At 54.3% G+C, this 19,170-nt stretch carries 18 protein-coding genes; 11 read left to right on the plus strand and 7 right to left on the minus strand.

The genetic code is table 11. The features are described from left to right. The first annotated feature begins 4 nt into the window (after positions 1-4). The 6 genes from argE to AB182_RS14035 all read left to right on the plus strand — a co-directional run bounded on the left by argE (position 5) and on the right by AB182_RS14035 (position 5,501). Positions 5-1,162, plus strand: a complete 1,158-nt coding sequence (argE, locus tag AB182_RS14010; protein WP_082137053.1) for an acetylornithine deacetylase — start codon at positions 5-7, stop codon at positions 1,160-1,162. A gap of 190 nt (positions 1,163-1,352) precedes the next feature. Next, on the plus strand, positions 1,353-2,510 hold the full coding sequence (locus AB182_RS14015; RefSeq protein WP_047370628.1) for an ABC transporter ATP-binding protein: 1,158 nt from the start codon (positions 1,353-1,355) through the stop codon (positions 2,508-2,510). Continuing rightward, a complete protein-coding gene (locus tag AB182_RS14020) occupies positions 2,507-3,502 on the plus strand; it encodes an NAD(P)H-quinone oxidoreductase (protein WP_047370629.1) in 996 nt (331 codons plus the stop codon). Before AB182_RS14015 ends, AB182_RS14020 begins: the two co-directional genes overlap by 4 nt. Further along, positions 3,499-4,113, plus strand: coding sequence for a glutathione S-transferase (locus AB182_RS14025; protein ID WP_047370630.1), 615 nt, complete (start codon positions 3,499-3,501; stop codon positions 4,111-4,113). The genes AB182_RS14020 and AB182_RS14025 overlap by 4 nt, the downstream gene beginning before the upstream one ends. Before the next feature lie 12 nt (positions 4,114-4,125). Then, positions 4,126-4,575 carry a type II 3-dehydroquinate dehydratase gene (locus AB182_RS14030; protein WP_047370631.1) on the plus strand — a complete coding sequence of 150 codons (450 nt, stop codon included), beginning with the start codon at positions 4,126-4,128 and terminating at the stop codon, positions 4,573-4,575. Then, positions 4,572-5,501 carry a 2-hydroxyacid dehydrogenase gene (locus tag AB182_RS14035; RefSeq protein ID WP_047370632.1) on the plus strand — a complete coding sequence of 310 codons (930 nt, stop codon included), beginning with the start codon at positions 4,572-4,574 and terminating at the stop codon, positions 5,499-5,501. The genes AB182_RS14030 and AB182_RS14035 overlap by 4 nt, the downstream gene beginning before the upstream one ends. Positions 5,502-5,520: 19 nt before the next feature. On the opposite strand, the gene AB182_RS14040 is transcribed toward AB182_RS14035, so the two are convergent. Continuing rightward, positions 5,521-6,483, minus strand: a complete 963-nt coding sequence (locus AB182_RS14040) for a LysR family transcriptional regulator (protein WP_047370633.1) — start codon at positions 6,481-6,483, stop codon at positions 5,521-5,523. A 74-nt stretch (positions 6,484-6,557) separates the two neighbouring features. Further along, positions 6,558-6,809, minus strand: coding sequence for a hypothetical protein (locus AB182_RS32625; RefSeq protein WP_047370634.1), 252 nt, complete (start codon positions 6,807-6,809; stop codon positions 6,558-6,560). A 16-nt stretch (positions 6,810-6,825) separates the two neighbouring features. On the opposite strand from AB182_RS32625, the gene AB182_RS14050 reads away from it, so the two are divergent. From AB182_RS14050 to AB182_RS14065, 4 genes are all read left to right on the plus strand, one after another. Next, positions 6,826-7,857, plus strand: a complete 1,032-nt coding sequence (locus tag AB182_RS14050) for an ABC transporter substrate-binding protein (RefSeq protein WP_047370635.1) — start codon at positions 6,826-6,828, stop codon at positions 7,855-7,857. Between the two features lie 63 nt (positions 7,858-7,920). Continuing rightward, complete coding sequence (locus AB182_RS14055) at positions 7,921-8,775, plus strand: ABC transporter permease (RefSeq protein ID WP_047370636.1); 855 nt, start codon at positions 7,921-7,923, stop codon at positions 8,773-8,775. A gap of 1 nt (position 8,776) precedes the next feature. Next, on the plus strand, positions 8,777-9,595 hold the full coding sequence (locus tag AB182_RS14060; protein WP_047370637.1) for an ABC transporter permease: 819 nt from the start codon (positions 8,777-8,779) through the stop codon (positions 9,593-9,595). 129 nt (positions 9,596-9,724) lie between these two features. Continuing rightward, the gene (locus tag AB182_RS14065) at positions 9,725-10,975 is read left to right on the plus strand and encodes a flavin-containing monooxygenase (protein ID WP_047370638.1); all 1,251 of its coding nucleotides are present in this window, start codon (positions 9,725-9,727) and stop codon (positions 10,973-10,975) included. 140 nt (positions 10,976-11,115) lie between these two features. Here AB182_RS14065 and AB182_RS14070 read toward each other — a convergent pair whose 3' ends face one another. Further along, on the minus strand, positions 11,116-13,167 hold the full coding sequence (locus tag AB182_RS14070; protein ID WP_047370639.1) for a sensor domain-containing protein: 2,052 nt from the start codon (positions 13,165-13,167) through the stop codon (positions 11,116-11,118). 817 nt (positions 13,168-13,984) lie between these two features. Between AB182_RS14070 and AB182_RS14075 the strand changes: the two genes are divergently transcribed. Next, positions 13,985-15,151, plus strand: coding sequence for an iron-containing alcohol dehydrogenase (locus tag AB182_RS14075; RefSeq protein WP_047370640.1), 1,167 nt, complete (start codon positions 13,985-13,987; stop codon positions 15,149-15,151). A gap of 108 nt (positions 15,152-15,259) precedes the next feature. Here the strand turns inward: AB182_RS14075 and AB182_RS14080 are convergent, their stop codons facing one another. The 4 genes from AB182_RS14080 to AB182_RS14095 all read right to left on the minus strand — a co-directional run bounded on the left by AB182_RS14080 (position 15,260) and on the right by AB182_RS14095 (position 19,161). Next, positions 15,260-16,159, minus strand: coding sequence for a LysR family transcriptional regulator (locus AB182_RS14080; protein WP_047370641.1), 900 nt, complete (start codon positions 16,157-16,159; stop codon positions 15,260-15,262). A 100-nt stretch (positions 16,160-16,259) separates the two neighbouring features. Further along, on the minus strand, positions 16,260-17,117 hold the full coding sequence (locus AB182_RS14085; RefSeq protein WP_047373300.1) for an ABC transporter permease: 858 nt from the start codon (positions 17,115-17,117) through the stop codon (positions 16,260-16,262). Beyond that, positions 17,117-17,947 (minus strand): ABC transporter permease, encoded by an 831-nt coding sequence (locus tag AB182_RS14090; RefSeq protein WP_047370642.1) that lies wholly within the window; start codon positions 17,945-17,947, stop codon positions 17,117-17,119. Before AB182_RS14090 ends, AB182_RS14085 begins: the two co-directional genes overlap by 1 nt. Positions 17,948-18,021: 74 nt before the next feature. Next, entirely contained in the window at positions 18,022-19,161 is a 1,140-nt protein-coding gene (locus tag AB182_RS14095; protein WP_047370643.1) for an ABC transporter substrate-binding protein, read from the minus strand. Positions 19,162-19,170 lie beyond the last annotated feature (9 nt).

Raw genomic sequence — 19,170 nt, forward strand, 5'->3', positions numbered from 1 at the left:
TCTGATGATGACCAGCCGTGAAATGCTGGAACAGCTGGTGGCGTTTGATACCACCAGCCGTGAATCTAATCTGGCGCTGATCGACTTTATCGGCGGCTACTTAACCGGGCTCGGCGTTAACTATGAGCGCATTCATAACGCTGAGCGTAGTAAAGCCAATCTCTATGCGCGACTTGGCCCGCCGGGACCGGGCGGCGTTATGCTCTCTGGTCACAGCGATGTGGTTCCCGTTGACGGGCAGAACTGGAGCGTTCCCCCTTTCACCCTGACTGAGCGCGACGGCAAACTGTATGGTCGCGGCACGGCGGACATGAAAGGCTTTATTGCTTGCATCCTCGCAGCCGTCCCCTACTTTCTTGCGCAGCCACTGGCGCAACCGCTGCATCTGGCAATTTCTTATGATGAAGAAGTCGGCTGCCTCGGCGTGCGTACGCTGCTGGATGCGCTCTCCCGTCGCGCGGAAAAGCCCGATATCTGCCTTATCGGCGAACCCACACAATTGCAGCCTGTTCTCGGTCACAAAGGCAAACTCGGCGTGCGCTGTGAAGTCCAGGGCGCCGCCTGCCATTCAGCTTATGCACCACAGGGCGTTAATGCCATCGAGTATGCGGCAAAGCTCATCCACCGCCTTACGCGCATAGGTCAGCGTCTGGCTGCGCCGGAACATCATGATGCGCGTTTTGATCCGCCGTTTACCACGGTACAAACGGGTCTGATTCAGGGCGGCCGGGCGCTGAATATCGTGCCCGCCGAGTGTACGTTTGACTTTGAAGTGCGCACATTGCCGCAGGACGATGCGCAGGAGGTGGCCCGGGAACTGGAACATTACGCACAGCGCGAGCTTCTGCCCGACATGCAGGCCGTCAGTCGCGACGCGACGATCCGTTTTTATCCCATCAGCGGTTATCCCGGTTTGTACACCCCCGCGCAAAGCGCCGCCGCACGGCTGATTGCCCATCTCACCGGCTCCGAAAGGTTCAGTACTGTCGCATTCGGTACGGAAGGCGGATTATTCCATCAGGTCGGCATCCCCAGCGTGATATGTGGGCCAGGCAGCATGGCGCAAGGCCATAAACCGGATGAATTCATTACGGTCGAACAGTTAAACGCCTGCGATGCCCTGCTGCGTCGTCTTGCCGCGTGGATGTGTCAAAAAACGTAACATCACCGAATGCTATTCAGTGCGATTCCCTTCTGTTCAGGGCGGACAGCGGCCGCCCTTCTTCCGCTCGTTTCACTGTCTTTCTGCTTTAACTTTTCCAAACGCCAGCTTCGGGAAGCACTAACCGCGCGACAGACGTTTAACCCGTATGCTGGTTTCAGGCATTCGATAGCCCATTTCTGGAGATTACATGGTTAGTGCAGAAGTCACCCTGTTCCCGCAGCCCCCAACGCTGCAACCCGACGTGAACAACACGCATGTTGCCGTACGACTCGATGGCGTGCTCAAACGCTTTGGCGACGCCATTGCCCTACACAAGATTTCCCTGATGATTGAAGAAGGCGAATTTATTACCCTGCTCGGCCCGTCAGGCTGCGGCAAAACCACGTTGTTGAACCTGATGGCGGGTTTCGCCGAAGCGGATGGCGGCGAAATCTTTATAGATGGCGATCTGGTGACCGATACCCCACCCTGGCAGCGTGAAATCGGCATCGTGTTTCAGAACTACGCGCTGTTCCCGCATATGACGGTCGAGAAGAACGTGGGCTACGGTCTGCGCATGCGTGGTGTGCCCAAAGCCGACATCGCTGAGCGCGTTGAGCAGGCCCTGGCGCTGGTGAAGCTTGCCGGTTACGGCCATCGCAAACCACGTGAACTGTCTGGCGGTCAGCAGCAGCGTGTCGCGCTGGCGCGCGCGCTGGTGATCCGTCCCAAAGTCCTGCTGCTTGATGAGCCGTTCTCCGCGCTGGATAAAAATCTGCGGCTGTCGATGCAGGTTGAGTTGAAAGCGATTCAACGCAAGCTTGGCGTCACCACCGTCTTCGTGACACACGATCAGGGCGAAGCGCTGAGCATGAGCGATCGTGTGGTGGTGATGTCGGCGGGACATGTACGCCAGATCGGCACGCCGGATGAGATTTATCGTCGTCCGCAGGATCCCTTTGTCGCCGGGTTTGTAGGCGATGTGAATATTTTGCCGGGTCGCTACGCCGGTCGCGATAGCACGGCGATGCTGGATCTGGGCGGTAACGTGCTACGCCTGCCAGCGGAACGTGTCCATGCCTCGATTGGCGAACGCCTTGATGTGTTTGTGCGCCCGGAAAATATTCAACTGGCAGCCCTGGGCCCGCATTCACTGCTCAGCGCCACGGTGATTGCGCATGTTTTTCAGGGCGATCATGTCGATGTGCATCTCGATGTGCCCGCGCTGGGCAGCGCCACGCTGTTTGCGCGCCAGTCCGGTCTTCACTCGCTGACACGCTGGCCTGTCGGGTCTCTGGTGGGGGTGAATGTTGATGACGAAGGCGTATGCGCGTTTAGCGCGACAGAGCAGGATAAACGCGGATGATCCCTGAAATGATGAATGCCATTATTGCGTGCCGACCGGGGGGACCGGAGGTCCTGGAACAGGTGCAGCGCCCGATACCGATGCCAGGCGCCGGTGAAGTGCTGATTCGCGTGACCGGTGCGGGCGTCAATCGCCCCGATATCCTGCAACGCAACGGCACGCCTTTACCGCCAGGTGTCACCGATGTGCTGGGGCTGGAGGTCTCAGGTACCGTTATCGCGCTGGGCGCGGGCGTTGAATTCCCCGCGCCAGGTTCGTCGGTCATGGCATTGCTCAATGGCGGGGGGTATGCAGATTACTGCGTGGCGCGCGCCGAACTCTGTCTTTCCGTTCCGGAAAATCTGCCTCTTACGCAGGCGGCAGGCGTGCCGGAAGCGGCCTTTACCGTGTGGCATAACCTGTTTGAACTGGGGCGTTTGCAACCCGGCGAAACCGTACTGATTCACGGGGCAGCCAGCGGCGTAGGAACATTTGCCATTCAATGCGCGCAGGCGTGCGGAGCGCGCGTCATGGCCACCGCGGGCGGCGCGGAAAAAATTACCGCGCTGCAACAACTGGGGGTCTGGCGCGCCATCAACCGCCACGACGAAGATTTCGTCGACGTCGTTCTGACGGCAACCGGGGGACGTGGTGTGGATGTGGTACAGGATAACGTGGGGGGCGATTATGTGGCACGCAATCTGAGTGTGTTAGCGCCGGGCGGGCGCCACGTCAGTCTCTCATTTATGCAGGGCGCAACGATTGAACTGGACCTGCAACAGGTGATGCGCAAAGGCCTGAGTCTGACCTCTTCCACCCTGCGACCCAAAAGCCTGGCAGAGAAAATGCGCCTGGCGCAGTGCATCAGTAAACATCTGCTGCCCCTGATCGCCGCAGGCAAAATCGCGCCACGCATTTATCAAACCCTGCCCTTAGCACAGGCCGCCGAGGCCCATCGCATTCTGGAAGCCAACGCTAATATCGGTAAAGTACTGCTGGAGGTGGCGCCATGATGCAACTCTTTTTTGCCAGCACGTCCGCCTATGTTCGCAAAGTGATGGTGTGCGCAAACGTACTGGGTCTTAACGGGGAAATAGAACGGCTCGATTCTGCCGCGCATCCTGTCGTGCGCGATGAACGTATCGCTCTGTTTAATCCCCTGGCAAAAGTCCCGGCACTGCGTACCGAAGAGGGGCTCTGTCTCTATGACAGCCGGGTCATTTGTGAATACCTCAACGCGCGTGCGCAGGGCCATTTATACCCGAAAAACGCAGATGCGCGCTGGAGGAGTCTGGCATGGCAGGCGCTGGGCGACGGCATTATCGATGCCGCATTACTGGCGCGCTACGAGTTCACAGCACGCCCGCCCGAGAAACAGTGGCAGGGCTGGGCCGACGCGCAACTGAAAAAAGTCGCCGCGGCACTGTCGCAGATTGAAAGCGAGGTCAGCACGTTTAGTGAACAACCCGACAATATCGGGCTCATTGCCATCGGCTGCGCGCTCGGTTATCTCGACTTTCGCTTTGCCGAACTCAACTGGCGTGCCGGCCACCCGCTGACCGCCGCATGGTTCGCCCTCTTCGCTGCGCATCCGGCGATGACCGCCACGCATCCGCACGTTTAATCAGGAGTGAACATGTCACCGCAGATCTATTTTCTTAATGGGCCGAACGCCAATTTATATGGGCTGGATAAAAGCGGCACGTACGGCAGCGAAAGTTTTGTCAGTCTCGGGGAGCGCTGCCAGCGCCGCGCCGGGACACACGGCGTGGTGTTGCATTTTCGCCAGAGCAATCACGAGGGCGTATTGGTTGACTGGATTCAGGAAGCACGTCAGCACGCGTCAGGGTTAATCATCAACGCCGCAGGTTTGACCTACCGTTCCGTGCCCATTCTTGATGCTTTGCTGATGTTTGACGGCCCGATCATTGAAACGCATATGAGCAACATCTGGAAGCGCGAGCCGTTCCGCCACCACTCTCTGATATCGAAAGCAGCAACCGGGGTGATTGCCGGACTGGGCGCGGTGGGTTACGAGCTGGCAATTGATGCAGTGGTCACGCTGATGGAGGCGCACAGCGCATGAGTACCTTAGTGTTTTACAGCGAATTCGATAGTTTTGACGCGTGGTCGGCCTTACTTGCGCCACATTTGCCCGGCGTGAGAATTTGCCGCGCCGAAACAGTGCAACATCCTGATGATGTGCACTATGCGCTGGCATGGAAACCGCCATACGGATTCTTTGCGCCGTATCGCAATCTCAAGCTGCTGGTTAATCTCGGCGCGGGGGTCGATTCACTGGTGGGGCGCGACGATCTGCCGGCCATTCCGATTGTTCGTCTGTCCGACCCGGATATGTCACGTATGATGGCCGGTTACGTGCTTTTTGCCGTTCTGCGCTACGCGCGCGATATCCCGGCATTCGAGCGCGCGCAGCGTGAGCAGCGCTGGCATTACCTGCATCCGCGTAGTCCTTCCGGCATCCGCGTCGGGGTGTTGGGATTGGGGGAACTGGGTGCGTATACGGCCCAGGAACTGGCACGACAGGGTTTCGACGTGCGCGGCTGGTCGCGTACGCCAAAAGCGATCGCGGGTATTCAGTGTTGCAGCGGACTGACGTCGCTGAATGATTTTCTCAGCCAGAGCGACATTCTGGTGGTCATGCTGCCTCTCACGCCGCAGACGGCGGGCCTGCTTAGCGCTGAACGGCTGTCCCGCCTCCCCGCAGGCGCGGCGTTTATCAATGTGTCGCGTGGTGCGATTGTCGATCAGGCGGCACTGACTGAGGCCTTGCGCGCGGGGCAGATTGCCCAGGCCACACTGGATGTGTTTGATCGCGAGCCGCTGCCGCCAGACGATCCGTTATGGCGCATGGATAACGTCCTTATCACGCCACATCTTGCCTCGGTCGCCATTCCAGCCAGCGCCGCACAACAGGTTGCAGACAACATCCAGCGCGCCGCACGCGGCGAACCGGTCAACGGGCAGGTATTTCCGGAGCGTGGCTACTAAGTTGTCGCCACGCCCGGCGTCACGCCACCCGCACCACCTGCGGATCGAAATAACTCGGCGCCGCCATGCCGGGAATATACTGATCGGAGATAAAAACACGGCAGCGCTCAGCAAAGGCGTTAACCACCATTGAGTGCTGGGTATGGGCCGCGGTAGCGTAACCCAGTTGCATGGCTCTGTTCGACCCTGCCAGGCGTACGCGAATCAGGCGCTTACCATCCTGGGAGAGATGCGCTTTTGGTCGCACGTTGGCGATGCCAAATCCCACGCCATTTGCCACCATCGAGCGCACCACTTCCATATTACTGGAGCGCATCACCACATTAGGCGTAACGCCCGCTTCGCTAAACAGCCCGAGGAAATATTCACGGCTCCACGGCATATCCAGCAAGACCATCGGCATGGTCGCCAGATCCTCAATGGTCACCGCCGACTGCGTCGCAAATGGATGATGTTCCCCCACCATCACATACGGCGGCAATTGCGCCAGCGATGTGAAGGCGACATCGCTGGCGGGGACTAAATCATAAGTCAGTGCGATGTCGATATCGGCGGTACGCAACTGTTTGAGCAACTGTTCGTGGTTGCCTTCGACAAGCGTAATGCGCACGCCAGGAAAGGCGCGTCCAAAGCCGAAGACCAGTTCGGGCGTCAACATCGGGGCCAGCGTGTCCAGACAGCCTACACGTAGCGGGCCACGCACATTGTTCATGGATTCCGAGGCGATAGTATAAAGATTCAACATCTGCTCCAGAATGAGCTTCGCCTCTTTCAGAACCTGATGGCCGATGGCGGTAAGCGAAACGCCCTGCGCGTGATGGCGCACAAAGAGCTGTACGCCAAGTTCAGATTCGATGTGCGTGATGGCGGCCGAGATCGAGGGCGATGAAACATGGATCCTTTCTGAGGCGCCAATGATGCTGCCAGCCTCCCCGGAGGCGACAAAGTATTCCAGCTGACGCTGGGTAATGCGACTGAGCATGCAGGTTCTCCTGAGATCGCCGACGCGATCATGTCGCGCCAGTCATTCTAATAGCACTCATTTTCATGCATTTATCATGCCAAATGAAAAATAACAGCATAATCCCCTGCTTTTACTGTGCCCTTCTTCTCTTCATCCTTATCACTGATTAAGAAAATCCGTTGCAAAGCAGCGCTTTTTTTAGCCTCAGAAATTCCGATGCAACGGCGAGGAAAAGGCTGTTTTACGCCATCCCTTCGCCACGTCATTATCGCTTTCACACCAGGGAACACCGTTTGCACCGTTCTGGCGCGCCGGGTTTCAGATAGCCACAACAGCCATTTCATAAATGGGGATGAGAATATGTTGCGTAAAATTCGTGCCTTAACGTTGTTAACCACATGTGTGCTAAGCGCAGGACATGCGATGGCCGCGGACAAACTGATTGTCAGCACCTGGGGCGGCGGCTTTAAAGATTTGATCGATGAGACCATCGCGAAAGCCTTTACGAAAGAAACCGGCGTGGAAGTGCAGTTTGTTACAGGCGGCACCATTGATCGCCTCAACAAAGCCAAGCTGGCAGGGGGTTCACCGGAAACGGACGTGACTTTCACCACTGCGCACGTAGGCTATCTCTATGCTAATTCCGGGCTGTTTGAAAAGCTCGATATGAGCAAAATCCCGAACGCGGCAAACCTGGTGCAACAGGCTAAAGTCAGCCCTTATCACCTCGGCGTCTGGGGCTACGTTTACACCATCGGCTACCGTCCGGATTTGGTACCCAAAGGCGAAACCTTCGCGAGCTGGAACGATCTGTGGAAACCGGAGCTCAAAGGCACACTCGCGCTGCCCGACTGGGATCCAAGCCACATTATTGCTGTGGCCGCCAAACTCTCCGGCACCGATGCGGCCCACTGGCAGCAAGGCCAGGCGAAGCTCAAAGCGCTGATCCCGAACATCAAATCCTTCTATACCGATGACGCCAATAGCCAGCAACTCATCTCCACCGGCGAAACACCGGTTCAGGTCATGCTGTCGATGAACGCCTACAACATGATGGCCGAAGGGGTGGACGTCAAACTGGCAATGCCGAAAGAGGGCGCGATTCTGGGCGTAGATACCGTTGGGATCAACAAAGGCACCCGCCATAGCGAACTCGCTTACAGGTTTATCAATATTGCTCTCAAGCCCGAAATCCAGGAACAGGTGGCGAAGATTTATCACGGCAGCCCAACGGTAACCAATGCGCATATCGATCCTGAACTGGCGAAACTGCCGGGCATGCTGACAACGCCTGAGCAATGGAACGCCACCATCAATACCGATCCGCAACTGCGTGCGGAGAAAACCGCCGAGTGGCGTCAGTGGTTCTCTGAAAACATCATGTCTCATTGATTTAGCGGGCGGCTTACGGGTCGCCCTGGTTCTACCGGCAGCACTTTACTCAGGCAGCACGTTATGACGAGAAAACCGACATTTTTACCCTGGTTCATTATTCCCGCCACGCTAACCGCAGTCGGGTTGGTCATCGCGATGCTCGCGGTGATGCAATTCAGCGTGCGCGCGTATATACCCGGTTCGCTCGACGTGGGCGGATTTACGCTGGCAAACTTCAACAGTCTGTTTAAAAGTATCTATGCCGATGCGTTTATTAACACTGTCATGCTGAGCGCCAAAACCGCTATTTTTGGCCTGTTGATGAGTTATCCGCTGGCCTATGCGCTGGTGCGTACCCGCACCCTATGGATCAAGTCCGCTATTTTGATTATTGCGATTACGCCGATGTTTCTTGGCGAAGTGGTGCGTACCTATTCCTGGATTATCGTGCTGGGTAACAGCGGCTTCCTTAATAGCCTGCTGCTGGCGCTGGGTGTTATCTCAACCCCCATTCAGTTTATGTTTACGCAAACCGGCGTGGTTCTGGCACTGGTGCATGTCACCATGCCGATCATGGTGTTGATGCTGGCGACCGCGTTATCGCACATCAATCCGGATTATGAGAAAGCCGCCAGCAGCCTCGGTGCAGGGCCAATCCGTACCCTGCTGACCGTAACGATCCCCCTGTCCATCCCCGGCATCGTCGCCAGCCTCACTACCGCTTTTGCCTGGACGTTTAGCGCCTTTGCCACACCGCAACTGATTGGCGGCGGACGCGTCAGCACCGTCGCCACGATGGTCTATCAACTGGGCTTCTCATCAATGAACTTCCCGTTTGCTGCCGCACTGAGTATCGCCGGTTTAATCCTGACCATCCTGTTGCTGATGGCGTTAAAACGCATGACCCGATTCCTGCACGCGATGGGAGAACATTAATATGACCCGTTCACTTAACGACAAACTGATAACGCTGGCGGGTCGTCTGCTGGTCGCCGCTATTCTGCTGTTTGTCATGCTGCCAACCATCGTGGTGTTTATCTCCTCGTTCAGCAGCACCGCCGTACTGTTTTTCCCGCCCAAAGGCTGGTCGCTGCGCTGGTTTGAGCGGGCGGTAAATTATGACGATTTCCGTCATGGGTTTTACTCAGGGCTGATTGTTACCGCGTGGGCATCGTCGCTGGCGGTCATCATCGGCGCCATGCTGGCGATTGCCATTGAACGCTATTCGTTTCCTTGCAAGCAGGCGCTGGAAGGGATCCTGCTTTCACCGCTGTTTATTCCCCACTTCACGATTGGTCTGGGGCTGCTGATGCTGGTCTCGCAGCTCAACATCGGGCGCGGTTACCCGCTGGTGATTTTCTGCCACATCGTCCTGGTACTGCCGTTTGTGTTGCGGAGTGTGTATGTGTCGTTAAAAAACCTTGAACAGCGTATTGAACTGGCGGCGGCAAGTCTGGGGGCATCGCCGCTACGCGTGGTATGGACCATCACCGTACCGCTGATTTTACCGGGCCTGTTTGGCGGCTGGCTGTTTGCCGCGATCCTCTCCTTTAACGAATTCACCGCATCGTTATTTATTACGACTCAGGTAACACAGACCTTACCGGTGGCGATGTACAACTATGTCCGCGAATTTGCCGATCCGACACTCGCCGCCCTGTCGGTCATTTATATTGCCGTCACCGCCCTGATGCTCATTATCGCCAACACATTTTTAGGTCTGGGGAAAATATTAAATATTGAAACCCGACATTAATAGCCCGTGAATAAATGCGCGTCGGATATCCCGACGTAGCGCATTTAAAAAACCTGATTGTCATTAATACTGCCCCGATGACGCGTAGCGATAAAACTATCGAGGGCCGCTTATATTTAGGGATTCACTATGTCAGCAGAAAAAATTAATACCGTGATTGTCGGCGCAGGTCAGGCCGGTATTGCCATGAGCGAACATCTGGCTTTAATGGGCGTGCCCCACGTTGTCCTGGAGCGTAGCCGGATCGCTGAACGCTGGCGCTCTGAACGCTGGGATTCGCTGGTAGCAAACGGGCCTGCGTGGCACGACCGCTTCCCGTCGCTTAAATTCGACAATATCTCCCAGGAAGCTTTCCCGCCGAAAGAGCGCATGGCACAGTATTTTGAAGACTATGCGCAAATGATTAACGCCCCCGTGCGCACAGGCGTTGAAGTGCATCAGGTTACGCGCCTGGCAGGACGCAGCGGATTCAACGTTCTAACCTCTGCCGGTGAATTTGAAGCCGACAATGTCGTCGCCGCCACAGGCCCGTTTCAGAAACCTTCATTCCCGCAGATCGTTCCGGAAAGCGCCGGGGTGCACCAGATCCACTCCTCGGTTTACAAAAATCCGCACCAATTACCTGAGGGCGCCGTGCTGGTCGTGGGCGCAGGTGCTTCCGGTACGCAAATTGCCGAAGAGCTCCGTCAATCAGGGCGCGACGTTTATCTGTCTGTCGGTGAGCATTATCGTCCGCCGCGCACTTACCGTGACCGTGATTACTGCTGGTGGCTGGGGGCGCTTGGTCTGTGGGATGAAGTGAAAATAAAACCGAAAAAAGAGCACGTTGCCTTTGCGGTAAGCGGTTATGAAGGGGGAAAAACCGTCGATTTCCGCCGTCTGGCGCATACGGGCATTACGCTGGTTGGTATCACCAAAGGTTGGGATAACGGCGTGCTGAGTTTTGCCGGGGGGCTGGCTGAGAATATCGCTGCGGGCGATAGTGCCTATTTTGACGTATTGCGCGATGCGGATGCATATATCGAACGCAACGGGCTGGATCTGCCGCCGGAGCCACAGGCATGGGAGTTACTGCCGGACCCGGAATACCTGCTCAACCCGCTGACACAATTAGATATCGCCGCCGCCGGTATTACCACGATTATCTGGGCGACAGGTTTTAAATTTGATTTCGGCTGGCTGAACGTGGATGCCTTCGACGAAAAAGGTCTGCCGTTCCATAAGCGCGGTATTTCAGCAGAACGCGGTATCTATTTTCTGGGCCTGCCGAACCTGGTGAATCGTGCGTCCTCGTTTATTTACGGCGTATGGCACGACGCAAAATATATTGCTGATCATATTGTTCTGCAGAACGCCTACACCGACTACGTTAAATCATAATGTTGGTGGTATAGCTGGGCTATCCCCCATTTTTTTGCCATCTGGTTGTGGAAAGATAAAAGGGAAATACCGCATCAATCCTGGCTCCCCGTTATTTTACGGGGGTCAGATGAATGCGGTCCCTTTTTGAAACAGAAGGCTTATCGGACATACGATGACAGAAACAGCTTCTCGATCTCACCGGCTGGCAATGGTCTCGAGCACAGGTATCCCTGCATATAATCGCACCCCAGATCAATCAGCAATTTTTTCTGTTCCTCTGTTTCTACCCCCTCGGCAATCACGCCGAGTCCCAGGCTGTGCGCCATCGCAATAATCGCCGTACAGAGTTCAAAGCCTACGCCTTTTAAATCCTCAACGAAGGAGCGGTCAATTTTGAGAAAATCAATATTAAATTTTCTCAGATAGGCCAGCGATGAATAACCGGTGCCAAAATCATCAATAGCAATCTGAATACCCGTCTGATGCATCATTTTGAGGTTGTGATTCACGCGTGTTTCCGAGTTAAGCAGCAGCCCTTCGGTAATTTCAATGGTGATCGCATCACCATTGAGTTTGTTGCTCTGCAGATCCCGAATCCAGGGGATATCTTCAAATTCCTGGCTGCGTAACTGCACCGGCGACAGATTAATGGTCATTTTAAGTTGAGGATCATATTCTTGCCGCCAGTAAGCCAGTTGCGTAATGGCCTGGTTTGCGATCCAGTTCCCCAAAGGGACGATAAGGCCGGTGTCTTCGGCCAGCGGAATAAAGGCATCCGGGCTAATAATCCCCTGCACCGGGTGGATCCAGCGAACCAGTGCTTCCATTCGGGTAATACGCCCCGTGGTCAGCGAGACAATAGGCTGGTAATAGACCGCAAACTGGCTCTCTTCGAGCGCTTTTCTTAAATTTCTCATCATCCGCAGGCGCGCATGAATCGCATCATGCAGGGCGCGGGAGTAGTAACGAAAATTCTTACGTCCCGCATTTTTAACCGCATACATCGCCTGATCAGCGTTTTTAAATAAATCTTCGAGGTTTTCTGTATCCGTGGGATAAAGAGAAATGCCAATACTGGCCGAAACAAACATCGTCTCGCCATTGATCGTAAAGGGCATCTCCAGCTTTCTGAGAATACTGCGGGCAATATCCGTGCATTCTGACGGATCGTTAATATCCGCGAGAATAATTGCAAATTCATCGCCACCGAGTCGGGCTATACATTCGGCGTTGCCGGCACATTCGAGTAAACGCATCCCCACCCGGCCTAACAATTCATCGCCCGCCCGGTGCCCCATGCTGTCATTAACCGATTTAAATTGATCGAGGTCGATCAGCATCAATGCCATAATATGACGTGTTCGCGAGGCATGCCGGGCAGCCTGTTCCAGTTTACTTTGAAACAAATGACGGTTGGGCAGACCAGTGACCGCATCATAATTCGCTTGTTGCCAGATCAATTCTTCCTGTTTTTTGCGTAAGGTAATATCAGAAAACATGCCAACGTAATTAATCACATTACCAGTTGGATCCTTTATTACCGAAATGCTCAACTCTTTGAGAAATTCAGTGCCGTCTTTATGTCGATCCCATACCTCACCCATCCATTGCCCGGTGTCGTTTAATGCCTGCCACATCTCGGTATAAAAAAAACGGGGATGGCGGCCTGATTTAAACTCCCGAGGATTACGTCCCTTAACCTCCTCCAGAGACCACCCCGTCAGGGTGGTGAAAGCCGGGTTAATACTGATGATATTATTATCGCCGTCGGTGACGACAATGGCTTCCTGGCTGGCCTCAAACACGGCAGCCGCAATTTTCATTTGCTCCTGCGCCTTTTTGCGTTCGGTAATGTTCTGAACGTAGACCAGCCTGGCCGGTAGCCCCTGGGTAGGGTAAAACGTCACGGACTCAGAAAAGACCGTCATCTGCGATCCATCATGGTGCAGGACAGGCCATTCTCCGCCAAGGCGGGTGCCTTCTTTGATAAATCGATGATGGCGCTCCAGCACAGCCTGTTTATCGGCAGCGGGAAAAATCATGGTGAAGGAGTGATGCAACATCTCATGTTGCGTGTAGCCATAGATATCGCAATAAGCGGGATTAACAGTGAGATAAAGTCCCTCATAATCAATTACCGCTATTCCGACGGGACATTTGTCGAGGATTGCCTGAAATAAGCCACTTTCATCCCAGTGAGATTTATTCATATTGCCCCCGCCACGATCAAAAAAGGGTGATTTTCCCTCAGTGCGTATTCACTGTTTCAACCTCACCCCATAATAATTAAACTCAATATGGGCACCGGCAGTTAACAGGCTTATGACGCGGAAATTAACAGAATCGCATTATCTTATTCAACGTATATATCATGTATTCTTTCGCGTTCTTTGGAAATAGCTTTCCTGTACGTTCACCCCCCAATTTATGGTAATGAGTGTCTTGTACTACGGTCGTGATTAAAAGGAACGTATCCGCACTGGCTTAAACGTAACTGCCCGAATGTTGTTCCTGTCCCGGATGGCATCTCGCAACAGATGAATGCACGAGATAAGCACCCAGGCCAATCACCGTTTCGTCCCATCAGCGGCCCTGACGCTCTGCTGAGTATGACCCACGCGGCAGAAGATCTCATGCACCTCTGCGGATTACGCCGCCTCATGCCTGAATAAATAATAGTTCAAATACAATCAATTACATCCAAAACACTCAGTAAATCGCCAGAAGAAGACACCCGTCCACTGATCATTTTTACCTTGTTCCTTTACAACAAGTTAATAACATAAAGTGATGATTTGAAACCTCCTCTGTAAATAAAATTGATGCTCTTTGTTAAAAAACCACTTGTTTTGTGAGGTTGTTCACTGTTCCCTGTCAGCTTTTCCTTAACATTGCCTGCGCATGTTCAGTCAGCGCTTTTATTCGCAGCATCAGAATATCGTTATTCTGAGGCACTGACACTTTGCCAGGAGTTTAAACGCAGTCATGGACACTCTTACAAGCACATTTATGAACAGGGGATGATCAATGTCGACATATTATTTTCTACCAACACGAAATGTATTTGGTGAAGGTAGTGTTCAGGAAGCCGGTACGTTGGCAAAAACGTTAAATGTGAAAAAAATCCTTATCGTCACGGATGCATTTCTGGCAAAAAACGGCATGGCGGATAAGGTCGCAAAAATTTATCAAGAAGCCGGTATCGATGTGCATATATTTGGTGGCGCGGAACCAAACCCCACGGATAAAAACGTCGCTGCTGGCATCGAATGCTACCGCGAACATGGCTGTAACGGGATTGTCTCACTCGGCGGCGGTTCGTCTCATGACTGTGCAAAAGGGATTGGTCTGGTTGCGGCAAATGGCGGCAATATTCGCGATTACGAAGGGGTCGATAAATCCAGCAATGATATGATCCCGTTGATGGCGATTAATACCACCGCAGGTACCGCTTCTGAAATTACCCGCTTCTGTATTATTACCGATACAGAGCGCAAGGTGAAAATGGCAATCGTGGACTGGCGCGTCACACCACAAATTTCCATCAACGATCCAGTATTAATGGTCGGTATGCCCCCTTCCCTTACCGCTGCGACCGGCATGGATGCGCTGACGCACGCTATCGAAGCCTATGTGTCGACAATGGCTAATCCACTAACCGATGCCGCTGCCTTACAAGCCATTAAAATGATCACGCAATACCTGCCCAAAGCGGTAGCGAACGGTGAGTATATGAAAGCAAGGGACAACATGGCCTATGCCCAGTATCTCGCCGGGATTGCGTTTAACAACGCCTCACTGGGCTATGTCCATGCGATGGCACACCAGTTGGGCGGGTTCTATAACCTTCCTCATGGCGTATGTAACGCGATTCTCCTGCCGTATGTTGAGTCATTTAACCTTATCGGCAACCTTAATCGCTTCCGTGATATTGCAGAGGCCATGGGTGAGAAAGTCGCCGGACTGTCGACCGATGAAGCGGCAGTAAAAGCGATATCCGCCATTCGTCGCCTGAGCAAACAGGTCGGTATTCCTGCCGATCTGAAAAGCCTGGGGGTTAAACCGGAAGACTTTGCCATTATGGCGGACAACGCGAAAAAAGATGTTTGCCAGTTAACCAACCCAAGAAAAGCGACCAAAGAGCAGGTCATCGAACTGTATCGTCAGGCCTACGAAGGGGAAGGCGCGCTCTGATTAACGCCATTTAGCCTATCCGGCTACGCGACAAACACCGATCCACGCCACGGCGTGGATCGTTTTTCCGACACTATCCCACCGGGCTTTCCCTTTGACTTATCGCTCTCAGAGCGCCGATTCGGCAAACTTTTCCTGGAGAAAATCGATAAACGCCTTAATGCGCGGCGTCTGCATCAGCCGTGTGGGCGTCACAGCGTGAATATGGCTTTCCTGTAGCGGATAATCCGGCAGGATAACCTGCAAGCGCCCGGCGTTAAGATCATCGGCAACATGCCAGACCGACTGGAGGGAGATACCCCGGCCATATACCGCCGCGTCGCGTAACAATTCACCGAAATTACTCTCGATTTTACTGTTTATTTTCACCCGAAAAATCCCTTCCTCAGGCGTTATCAGTTTCCAGATATCCCGCTTGCCATCGACATCCATCATGAGTAATCCGTCATGCGTAGCCAGATCGGCTGGATGCTGCGGCACACCACGTCGCGCCAGATAGGACGGTGACGCCACCAACACGCGTCGGTTTGGGGCGATGCGTCGCGCCACCAGACTGGAGTCTTTAAGATTGCCGATGCGGATAGCGAGGTCGTATCCCCCTTTCACCAGATCAACGACTTCATCACTGAGGTGCGCGACGAAATTGACATCCGGATGTAACGACTGAAATTCCGCCAGTAGCGGCGAAATAAATAAGCGCCCAAAGGACGCCGACATCGTGACCCTGATAGTCCCGGTCACTTCGGAACGGCTGGTATGCAGACATTCGCCAAGGGCATTGAGCGCCTCAATCAACGGCCTCCCCTGTGATGCCAGTAATTCCCCTTCCGGGGTGGGATAAAGACGCCGGGTTGTACGATTGAGGAGCCTTGCGCCCAGACTCTCCTCCAGCCGTTGTATTCGCTTGCTGGCCACCGCCAGAGACAGATTTTCACTGCGCGCGGCGGCGCTGATTGAACCTAAGTCCACCACTCGCAGGAACAGCGAGATGTCACTGATGCGCTCCATAAATTCTCAACATGTCGTCGATAATGGTTATGCATTGTAGTGATTTATTTGATGTATTCACAAGGGCAACGGCTGTTTCGCCAGTTTAATAACCGCTTTATCATTTCCCCAGTTTCGACAGCATTTCCGGGCGCATAAATTTATGAATGACCAGCATAAACAGCAGCGACGGCACCAGCAAAATCAGGGCGGTAATAGACGACACCTGATAATTGCCCGAAATGCTGGCGTTATACAGCAGCAGCGGTAGCGTGGTGATATCCGGCGCACCGACGAAAAAGGTGCCGGTAAATTCATCCAGTGATTCGAGGAAGACAAAAATACTGGCGGCAATAATGCCCGGCGAGGCCTGCGGCAGTACGATATGCCAGAAGGTGTAAACCGGTCCGGCGCCGAGGTTACGTGACGCCCTCGCCAGCAGCGGATCCACGGCGGAAAACGCCGCCACGCAGATCCACACCGAGTACATCAGGCCATGTACGCTGTGCACCAGCACCACGCCGGCTACCGTGCCGTTGAGCCCCCACTGATAGAACAGCCGGGCGATATTCATATATACCGTCAGGTTCGGAAACGCCTGCGGAATCAAAAACAGCAGCATAAAAAGCACCCGTAACGGCATGCCCCGTCGGGAGAGCGCATAGCCTGCCGGGACCGAAATCAGCAGGCACACCGCCACCGATAACACCGCAATCAACACGCTGGTTATCAATGAACCGGAGACATCGCTATAAGGGCTAAAGACCTGATACCAGTATTTGAGCCCCCACTGAGCAGGAAGGGTATGCGGGAAAAACCAACTCTCCGCTACCGTCCAGATAAGCAAATTCAACAGCGGGCCAAACATCGCCAGCAGCATAAAAATCAACAACAGCGTCTGCAGGGGCAGGCTGGTACTCAATTTTCTGCGCCCTTTCGCCAGCCACGTATTCGGTAACGTCATCATTGCCTCTTTCATCATTCGCCTCCCTTCTGTTGCAGACTGTGGCGCAGATAGAACCACGACAGCGCACCGCAAATCAGCAGCGACACTACGCCCAGCGCATTGGCCACCGCATAATCGCCATAGGAGTTCACGCGGAACGCCATATCCACGGTCATCATTGTTGGCGTACCCACACCAATCATCAGCGGTACAGACAGCACCGACATCATGGTCACGGTAGAGAGCACCAGCGCCACGCCGATGGCGGGCAGCACCTGCGGCAGGATGATGTCGAAGAGAATACGCGGGCGTGATGCCCCGAGATTGCGCGCGGCCAGGATTTGTGACTGCTCCAGCGCCGCCATCGCGCCGCAGATAAGCAATGTGGCGAACGCCAGCTGTTTCCAGACAAAGGTAATGATGATCCCTTTCCAGCCCAGCCAGGAGACCGTCTCCATTGGGGTGAACAGATCGGTTGCCACCAGCGCATTGTTCATCAGGCCGTTTTTAGCCAGAAAGGTGCGCATCATCTGCGCCGCCACTATAAAGGGGATAAATAACGGCAGGCGGTACAAAAAACCCAGCATCCGCACAATGGGCCGACAGGGTGACAAGGTGATCACCGCCGAGAGGGTGATGGAAATCACCGCCAGCAGCGCCACGGAAATCAGCACAATCACCAGCGTAAAGGCGATATCGCTGGAATAGAGCGCGTAGACCTTACTGAAATGGGCCAGGGTAAGCTGCCGCGCATCGTTAGTAAACGCGGCAATCAGCGAGAACCCCAGCGGGTATAAAAAGAGGATGGCAATCATCAGCGCGGCGGGCGCGACCAGCAATAGATATTTCAGCGAAGTACGCATAGCAGACCTGACATCAGAATAAATAGACGCTCAGGGCGGCGTTGTGCCGCGCCTGAGCTTTAACCGTATATCTTCTAATTAGCGACCTGGCTTTCGTAGCCTTCTTTAATGTCGTCAAAATAGGGGGTAATCGGGAAGCTTTTGCCGTAATCGGCCAGCGCTTTCGGCGAAATTTCCGCGAACAGCTTCTGCCAGGTGGCCGGGTCCAGCTTCGGCTTCACATGTTCGGCATCGATACCCGGGTACCAGTTAAACTGTTTCACAATCCCCTGTGCCTGCACGTCCGGGCTGGTCGCCAGCTCGATAAACTCACGCGCCAGTTGTGGGTTAGCCGCCTTCGCTGGGGTTACGTAGTACATCGGTTGTCCCGGCATACCTGGCGACAGCAGCGCCAGTTTGATCGACGGCGGCAGCTTGCCCTGATCTTTCCAGCTGTAGAACATATCGACCCACACCGGCCCCATGGTGATCTCGCCACGGCTGAGCATATCGAGGGTACCGGCATTGCCTGGGGTAAAGGTCACGTTCTTATTGAACGCTTTTAACTTCTCGTATGCCTGGCTCCAGTTTTTCTCCACGCCTTTGTCGTAAGGCAGCGCAGAAAGGCGCTGAGCATCGGTACCGTAGGCATACATCCAGCCCACCACAAAGCTCACGCCGGACATCCCATTTTTGATACCGTTATAGCCAAAGGCCTGCGGATTTTTCTGCGTCCAGCTCACCAGTTCATCGTAGGAGGCTGGCGGGGTTTTGATCGCCTCGCTGTTCCAGGCGATGGCAGTCTGGCTCAAAAACATCGGCATCACGTAGCCGTCGACGTTGACGCCGAGGGCATTTTTCGCGTTCTCCGCGCTGACCATGCTGCCGGTGCTAATCTGCTGGCGGTATTTCGCAAGCAGCCCCTTTTCCACCAGTTCGCCCCCGGCTTTCTGATGAACGACCGCCACATCAATATCCCAGGTTTTCGCATCGCTCTCTTTTTGCGCAGTCAGTTTTTCGATGATTTTATTCGAACCGGCATCCCCGGGGCCGGTGCCAACAACCTGGACTTTTACGCCAGGATGCGCCGCTTCAAATTTCGGTCCGAGCCAGGTTTTCACGTAATCCACCATATTCTGATCGCCTGCTGTGGCTACGTTCAGGATGGTATCGGCCTGCGCGCCATAGCTCAGAAATAATGCAGTCACTACCGCAGCTTTCGTTTTAATAAACATGGTCTGTCC

The sequence above is a fragment of the Phytobacter ursingii genome, from assembly GCF_001022135.1.
GTDB classification, from domain to species: Bacteria; Pseudomonadota; Gammaproteobacteria; order Enterobacterales; family Enterobacteriaceae; genus Phytobacter; species Phytobacter ursingii.

What these genes read in the sequence shown, in the direction of transcription:
- AB182_RS14055 (WP_047370636.1), top strand. Translation starts at nt 7,921, where the DNA reads ATGACGAGAAAACCGACATTTTTACCCTGGTTCATTATTCCCGCCACG.
- AB182_RS14025 (WP_047370630.1), top strand. Translation starts at nt 3,499, where the DNA reads ATGATGCAACTCTTTTTTGCCAGCACGTCCGCCTATGTTCGCAAAGTG.
- argE (WP_082137053.1), top strand. Translation starts at nt 5, where the DNA reads ATGATGACCAGCCGTGAAATGCTGGAACAGCTGGTGGCGTTTGATACC.
- AB182_RS14065 (WP_047370638.1), top strand. Translation starts at nt 9,725, where the DNA reads ATGTCAGCAGAAAAAATTAATACCGTGATTGTCGGCGCAGGTCAGGCC.
- AB182_RS14080 (WP_047370641.1), bottom strand. Translation starts at nt 16,159, where the DNA reads ATGGAGCGCATCAGTGACATCTCGCTGTTCCTGCGAGTGGTGGACTTA.
- AB182_RS14060 (WP_047370637.1), top strand. Translation starts at nt 8,777, where the DNA reads ATGACCCGTTCACTTAACGACAAACTGATAACGCTGGCGGGTCGTCTG.
- AB182_RS14090 (WP_047370642.1), bottom strand. Translation starts at nt 17,947, where the DNA reads ATGCGTACTTCGCTGAAATATCTATTGCTGGTCGCGCCCGCCGCGCTG.
- AB182_RS14075 (WP_047370640.1), top strand. Translation starts at nt 13,985, where the DNA reads ATGTCGACATATTATTTTCTACCAACACGAAATGTATTTGGTGAAGGT.
- AB182_RS14070 (WP_047370639.1), bottom strand. Translation starts at nt 13,167, where the DNA reads ATGAATAAATCTCACTGGGATGAAAGTGGCTTATTTCAGGCAATCCTC.
- AB182_RS14085 (WP_047373300.1), bottom strand. Translation starts at nt 17,117, where the DNA reads ATGAAAGAGGCAATGATGACGTTACCGAATACGTGGCTGGCGAAAGGG.
- AB182_RS14030 (WP_047370631.1), top strand. Translation starts at nt 4,126, where the DNA reads ATGTCACCGCAGATCTATTTTCTTAATGGGCCGAACGCCAATTTATAT.
- AB182_RS14050 (WP_047370635.1), top strand. Translation starts at nt 6,826, where the DNA reads ATGTTGCGTAAAATTCGTGCCTTAACGTTGTTAACCACATGTGTGCTA.
- AB182_RS14095 (WP_047370643.1), bottom strand. Translation starts at nt 19,161, where the DNA reads ATGTTTATTAAAACGAAAGCTGCGGTAGTGACTGCATTATTTCTGAGC.
- AB182_RS14020 (WP_047370629.1), top strand. Translation starts at nt 2,507, where the DNA reads ATGATCCCTGAAATGATGAATGCCATTATTGCGTGCCGACCGGGGGGA.
- AB182_RS32625 (WP_047370634.1), bottom strand. Translation starts at nt 6,809, where the DNA reads ATGAAATGGCTGTTGTGGCTATCTGAAACCCGGCGCGCCAGAACGGTG.
- AB182_RS14015 (WP_047370628.1), top strand. Translation starts at nt 1,353, where the DNA reads ATGGTTAGTGCAGAAGTCACCCTGTTCCCGCAGCCCCCAACGCTGCAA.
- AB182_RS14040 (WP_047370633.1), bottom strand. Translation starts at nt 6,483, where the DNA reads ATGCTCAGTCGCATTACCCAGCGTCAGCTGGAATACTTTGTCGCCTCC.
- AB182_RS14035 (WP_047370632.1), top strand. Translation starts at nt 4,572, where the DNA reads ATGAGTACCTTAGTGTTTTACAGCGAATTCGATAGTTTTGACGCGTGG.